Source organism: Thermogemmatispora tikiterensis (assembly GCF_003268475.1).
Lineage (GTDB): Bacteria > Chloroflexota > Ktedonobacteria > Ktedonobacterales > Ktedonobacteraceae > Thermogemmatispora > Thermogemmatispora tikiterensis.
Map to the genome: position 1 here is coordinate 939710 of NZ_MCIF01000002.1, position 6605 is coordinate 946314.

The following is a 6605-nucleotide window of genomic DNA, read 5'->3' on the forward strand; positions in this document are numbered from 1 at the left end:
CCATGCCGCTCTCGCCGTCCCTTATTGCTCAGCTCAGAGACGGGGAAGATGTGGCGTACTCAGGACTCGACTGAAGAATTGGCTCACAATGCGCTGATCGGCCCGACTGCCGACGCGCACCAGCAAGACATTGGCCGGGTCCATGGCAATGTTCGGCTCGTTGGTAGGATACTCCTTAAAGCCCTGAGAGCCAAAGAGCTTGATGAGCATCTCCCGGTAGCGATAGATTGACAAGCCAGTACCCTCGATATCCCAGTGCCAGGAGAGGCCAACGGCAAAGAAGATCAGGTCCTCACGAGCTTCCAGATCGAGCGCAAAGGCCAGCAGATTGCGCGCGATGCCCAGGCCGCGCCAGTCACGGCTGACCTCGATGGCCACCTCATACACCTGCTCCAGCCCCTCCCACCAGGCATCGCCGGGGGCCAGCGTCACCTCGCCGACAATCTCACCTCCCGAGGTATGGGCAAGGGCCAGAGCGCAGTCGGCTCTCCGCGCAATCTCCAGCAGCAGGCGATGCTCGCGCTCAGGCAGGCGTGTGAAGGAACAGAGGCCATTGGAGGGACGCAGGCGCTCGACGAGCGAGGGAGGACAGAAGTCACGCAGGAGTACAGGGCCGCGCGGCGTCTGCAAGGTCTGGCTGCGCGAGGGAGTATCAGCACCGCGCAGGTGAAGCAGGTCGAAAAGGCCCGTCAGCGGCGAGCGCTGGCGCAGAGGGGGGAAAGCCGGTCGTACCGCGGGTGGCACCGCCAGATGGCGCACGAGAGAGGCCGTATGGCGGTTGGCCCGCGTGATCTCCTGGAGGCGCGGCACCGGCGGGAAGTGATCTGGCTGGTCTTCAAAGGTCGTGGGGAAACCGCTCTCCTGCTGCGGTTTGCCCATCACCTCCCAGGTCTCACGTTCGCGCTCGCGCATCGCTTCCCACGAGGGGTGCCAGCGTTCGACCCAGCTTGTCGGGAGCTGAGCAGGCAGTGGCCGACCAGACATTTCCGCCCAGACGAGGGCCCAGGCCCGCGGCACAACCCGATAGGGATCATAGCCACCGCCGCCAACAGCGACCCAGCGCCCGCCACAGTAGCGGTGGGCCAGCTCGTGCACCAGTCGCACCTGGGCCTGCAAGGCGCGTGTGGTCAAGGCCAGGTGGGTCAACGGGTCCCAGGCATGGGTATCGCAGCCGTGGTTGCTGATAATCACGTCTGGGGCGAACGAGAGGGCCAGAGGCGGCAGCAGGTTCTCTATGACCTCAATATAGGAGTCATCCTGTGTAAAAGGCTCCAGGGGCACATTGACTGAATAGCCACGCCCCAGCCCATTGCCCAGTTCCAGGACATCGCCGGTGCCGGGGAAGAGGTAGCGACCCGTTTCGTGGAGCGATACCGTCAAGACGCGCGGTTCATCATAAAAGGCGCGCTGTACTCCATCGCCATGATGGGCGTCGAAATCGATATAGAGGACCTTGGCCTCGCTGGCGCGCAGCACGTGGGCGATGGCCACCGCCGCATCATTATAGACGCAGAAGCCCGAGGCGCGACTGGCCCAGGCATGGTGCAGGCCGCCGCCTGGATGGAAGACATGCACAGGCCGCTCCTGGGGAGAGGCGAACTGACCGCCCTCGGGCAGGCCGAGCACAGCGCTCATAGCGACCAACGTCCCGCCGGCGATCATTGCCGAGACCTCATGCATCTCGGGCATAATCGGCGTGTCGCCATCGCCGAAGCCATAGCGGAAGGCCTGCTGCTCCAGCTCCTGTCGTTGCTGGAGAGGAAGGGCAGGCAGCCTGGCCGCGGAGGCTCCGAGCCGTTGGACCGCTGCCAGGTAGTCGTCGGTATGGATCAGCCGCAGCTCATCGAGGGAGGCGGGGCGGATCGGAAGATGCAGCAGGGGATCACCCTGGTGCCAGAGCTGGCAGGTTTCCAGCAGGTCCAGCAAGGCCCGCATGCGGTCCGCCTGCAGGGGATGATCGGCCCCAAAATCGTAGTGGAGTTCCAGCGGGTCAAAAGCCAGGCAAACGCGGGGGTGGGAAGTGAGATCAGGCATTGTCATGGCGGCGCTCCTCTAGAGCAAGATCGGGAAACGTGTACTCGATGCCCTCGTCCTGCAGGCGCATCAAGAGAGGGGCCGGGTTAATAGTGCCCAGGCGGACGGTTGCTGTGTGCGGCTGGCCGTTTCTGGGCGGAACCACAACCAGGCTGCGGACTTGCACATGCAGCTCGGCGGCCAGGAGCAAAAGACGGGCCAGCGGCGTTGGATTGCCAGCAGTGAAGGGGATCAGGAGCTGCATCCCTGGCTCGAAGGCTCCCAGAGCACGGGCGAGAGCAATGAGAAGATCGCTGCGCGTCAACAGGCCGACCAGGAGCGCGCGTGTTCGCTGCTCGTGCTGCTCGTACTCCACGACCGGCAAACCGTTGAGTCCGCGTTCGACCAGTAGCTGGGCGGCGGCGGAGACGCTGGTTGTGGGGGTGACGCAGACGGGACTGCGATCCATGACCTCTTGTACATGCCGCTCCTGCCAGGGCTGTTGACCCGAGGCGGCGACGGCCAGGTCGATGTCCTGGGAGGTCAGCAGCCCCTCCAGATAGAGAGGCTTCACCGCTCCCGTGAAGCCGAAGATGGCCGGCTCCCCCTGAACCACTGGCAGATGATGGAACTGAAACTGGCGCAGTAGCGTGGCAGCATGCCCGAGGGTATCGTCGGGGGTCACTGTGATCAGCTTTCTGGTCATGACATCTTTGACAAGCATGGCGGGCCCTCCTCCTTTGCCGAGCCGCACCGGCGGCCTTCGTCACTCTGGGAAACTGATAGAACGACCTTCAGCCGTCTTTATGATAGCATATGGCCACGGAGAGAGCGCCATATCCCTGCCTCATCATCTTCCGCTTCGCTGGCCCCTGGGGAGCTAGCCTATCTGGGGGAGAGAGCACCGAAGGCTGTCCCTGCTCCGTTCTCATCTGTAGTATCTTGTTCAGGAGGAGACAAACTGTTCCTCCAGGACACTCCTTACCGGTCGATCACTGTTAGCCGTTTCTGGGAAAGAGAGTAGGGGTTTTTGAGGAGGACCTGGATCAGCATGATGACTCCGACAAGACGCCCCAACCGGGGGGAGGCGCTCAGCAAGATTCCTACCAGGCCCCTGGAGGGGACCCTACCAGGCCCTGGTCCGCGTGGCTCCAGGAAGACCTCTGTCTTAGTGGGACTTTTCTTTGGACTACTCCTGCTGCCGCTGCTGGTAGCCGGAACAGCGCTGGCCTGGCAACTGGTGGCTCGCCAACAGCGGCCCTCGGTACTGCTCAATGAGGAGCGCCTGGGTGAACGTGCGGAGCCAATCCAACCCTTCGATCCTAATCAGGGGGCGATTCTTCCACATTACCGGGTGGTGGCATTCTACGGTATTCCTGGCGCCCCCGCGACTGGGCCAGCCTACCAGCTTAGCGCTCAGATGCTGGCCCGCCTGCAAGCCCAAGGGGCGGTTTACGCCCGACTTGATCCCACGCACCCCGTGAAGCTGGCCATTGATCTGGTGGCCAGTGTGCCCGACCGCTATCCCGGTCCCGAGCAGACCTACAGCCATCGCCTGGACCCGACCACCATCGCGGCGTACATCCGTTTCTGCCAGCAGCACAATCTGCTGCTGTTTTTAGACCTGAGCTTCGGCCAGGCTCCTGTGATGCAGGAGTTGCATTTCTTTCTACCCTATCTGGAGCACTACAGCTTTGTAGAACTGGCGATTGACCCCGAGTGGATGTTTCCGCGGCACAACGGTATTCCTGGCATCAACCTCAGTAACGTGCGCGCTTCCGACCTGAATCCGGTCATTGAGACGCTGGCAGCTCTACCGATGCAGTACCATGTGCCGCGCAAGATCCTGGTGATTCACCAGTACCGCGGCGATGGAGATGGTCTGAAGAATCCGTACGACGCTTCGGTGGCCGAATTTGCGGATAAGCGTAATTTGCTCTACGATCCGCGCGTCGACGTGGTGATCCATGTGGATAGCGTCGGCGGCTACCGTGGTGATCAGCAGGATAAGATTCGTCAATACAGGATGTGGGTAGAGGAGGATATGCAGAAGTATCATAATTTTCGTTATGGTGGCTTCAAGCTCTTCTACCACATCGAGGCACGTACTCTGATGACCCCTGCTCAGGTGCTCGCGCTGCAGCCACCACCAATGGTGATTTCGTACGGGAATTAGCCTCGTCGCTCCCCGGAGCCTGCAGGGTCCCGGTGCGAGACCGGGACCCTGATGCCTTCTCCGTTTATCTGTTCCCCTGTGCTGGCTCGCCGGCTCACGCGACCGTGCCACGTGTTGGAGGCTGTCTGTATCCTTGGGAGTTGAATACCTGCCCGGCACACAAGGATGGAGGTCGAACTGGGTCCGCTTCGCACAAGGCCAGTGTTGTGTGGACTCTCCTGCTCGACTCGACGAGTCAACAGCGATCCCGGTTGAATCAAGTCAGCCTGCTGTGCTGCTGATCCGCATGACACTATGCATTGCAGGGCTGCTACAGCTGCTATACCAGGAAGGAAGCCCCCCATCGATCCCAGAGCAGTCCTTCGACCCGGATCTAGGTACCTGTAACCTGCAAGCGTACGACTTAAGCAGAGAGCATAGTAGCCGGGCCACTCCTCACCCGGCTTTCCATCCCTGCTCTATACACTGGAGGGTCAATGATGCGACAGTTTGGCTCGATGACGATGAGGCTCTGTTTGCTGATACTGGCAGCTGGAATCGTGCTGGCTTCCTGCGGTAGCAGCACTTCGAGCACAGGGACAAGTAGTACGACCAGTAGTAGTACGACCAGTAATACAAGCGGATCGGTGAACGCGACGCCGACGACGGCAAGCATGCCGGGCAGCGTGGTCGTGAAGGTAGCCACGATCTCCCTCAACGGTCAGTCTACAGCGATTCTGACAGATACGCAGGGCAAGACGCTCTACTACTTCACCCCGGATACGCCAACGCAGTCGGCCTGTACAGGTGGCTGTGCCAGTACCTGGCCTCCGCTGTTGTTCCAGGGGAGTGGTTCTCCCCAGAGCGCGTCTCCTCTGCCTGGTAAGCTCAGCGTAGTCCATGATGCCCACGGTCAGCAGGTGGCCTACAATGGGCACCTGCTCTACAGGTATGCCGGTGATACAGCGCCGGGGCAGGCGCATGGCAATGGCATTGGAGGACGCTGGTTCGTAGCCACGCCTTCCCTATCGGTGTTGGCAACTCCCACGCCCGGCGGTAGTCAATATAAATACTAGGCGGTGGCTGCTGCTAGACAAGCGGTGGTCCGAGAGGATAGAGTGAATGAGAGGGACTGAGCGAGGCCAGCCCATACGCCTCCCTCATCGATGGTCTGTATACCTCATTCGCAGAAGAAGGAGACGAGCAACGATGTCCGAGTCCACCGAGACCGCCGCGACGAGTAACCCTGGCGAAGCCAGGCCGCTGCTGGTGGAGCGGCAAGGAGCGGTTTTGATTGTGACGCTGAATCGCCCAGCGAGTCGGAACGCCATCACGATAGAGCTAGCTACTGCCTTGCTAGAGACGTTCCGCAGCTTTGATAGCGATCCGGAGCTGGCCGTGGCGGTCCTGACAGGGGCTGGTGGCAGCTTTTGCTCCGGCTTCGACCTGAAGGAACTGGCAGCCGGGCATGCTCCCAGGCTTGACAGTGAGGATGCCGGCCCACTGGGGCCGACGCGTCTGCTCTTGCAGAAGCCGGTGATTGCGGCTATTGAAGGCTATGCTGTGGCGGGCGGCCTGGAGCTGGCGCTCTGGTGCGATCTGCGGGTGGCCGCTGAGGATGCCATCCTGGGGGTCTACAATCGCCGCTGGGGGGTGCCTCTCATCGATGGGGGCACAGTGCGCCTGCCTCGCTTGATTGGCCAAAGCCATGCGCTTGATCTGATCCTGACTGGGCGCGGTGTCTCGGGCGAGGAGGCCTGGCGCATGGGCCTGGTCAACCGCCTGACACCTCACGGCGAGGCTCTGCCTACGGCGCTGACCCTGGCCAGTAATCTGGCACGCTTTCCTCAGCAATGCCTGCGCTCTGATCGGCTCTCTCTCTATGAGCAATGGTCTCTTCCTCTGCCAGAGGCCCTGCGCCTTGAGGCCAGCCACGGTCTCAGGACGCTCCAGTCGACAGAGGCCCAGGCCGGGGCCAGGCGCTTCGTTGAGGGACAGGGCCGCCACGGACGCTACGATGATCTGTGAGGCCCTTGAGGCGGGCCCGCTCGCGTCCCTCCCCCCTGACCTCTGCTTTCGCTGCGCAGAGAGAGCAGGTGAGGCTCCCCCTGCTCCTCTGCCCCTCTCTCCCCCTCCTTTCTCCCCCTCCCTTGACAAAGTGCGCTCTATACAGGTATATATGTATCCGTAACCGTTTACGTAATCGTTTACGGTACCGCTTGCGGTACGCAAGCGAGGGGAACTCGCCCTCGCACTCTGCCGAAATCAGGGATGGTTTCGCGGAGCGGGGAGCGCAGGAGTAGTAGCACAAGGAAAGGAAAGCAAGGAAAGCTATGGCATCACAGGTACCCAGGCGCCAGCGTCCGTGGAGACGCAAGCAGCTGCTGGCGTTACTGGCGCTGCCCGTCCTGTTGCTGACGGGACTCTTTGGCAGCCA

At 61.7% G+C, this 6605-nt stretch carries 5 protein-coding genes; 3 read left to right on the forward strand and 2 right to left on the reverse strand.

The features are described from left to right. Window positions 1–33: 33 nt before the first annotated feature. Together A4R35_RS03965 and A4R35_RS03970 are read right to left on the reverse strand one after the other, a co-directional pair. Window positions 34–2040, reverse strand: a complete 2007-nt coding sequence (locus A4R35_RS03965; protein ID WP_146747106.1) for a GNAT family N-acetyltransferase — start codon at window positions 2038–2040, stop codon at window positions 34–36. Next, complete coding sequence (locus A4R35_RS03970; protein ID WP_112426750.1) at window positions 2027–2737, reverse strand: CBS domain-containing protein; 711 nt, start codon at window positions 2735–2737, stop codon at window positions 2027–2029. The genes A4R35_RS03965 and A4R35_RS03970 overlap by 14 nt, the downstream gene beginning before the upstream one ends. Before the next feature lie 327 nt (window positions 2738–3064). Here A4R35_RS03970 and A4R35_RS03975 point away from each other — a divergent pair, with 327 nt between their 5' ends. The 3 genes from A4R35_RS03975 (at window position 3065) to A4R35_RS03985 (ending at window position 6196) form a co-directional block, all read left to right on the forward strand. Further along, on the forward strand, window positions 3065–4189 hold the full coding sequence (locus tag A4R35_RS03975) for a hypothetical protein (RefSeq protein ID WP_112426752.1): 1125 nt from the start codon (window positions 3065–3067) through the stop codon (window positions 4187–4189). A 476-nt stretch (window positions 4190–4665) separates the two neighbouring features. Further along, window positions 4666–5244 (forward strand): COG4315 family predicted lipoprotein, encoded by a 579-nt coding sequence (locus tag A4R35_RS03980; RefSeq protein WP_112426754.1) that lies wholly within the window; start codon window positions 4666–4668, stop codon window positions 5242–5244. Between the two features lie 133 nt (window positions 5245–5377). Continuing rightward, on the forward strand, window positions 5378–6196 hold the full coding sequence (locus A4R35_RS03985) for a crotonase/enoyl-CoA hydratase family protein (protein WP_112426756.1): 819 nt from the start codon (window positions 5378–5380) through the stop codon (window positions 6194–6196). Window positions 6197–6605 lie beyond the last annotated feature (409 nt).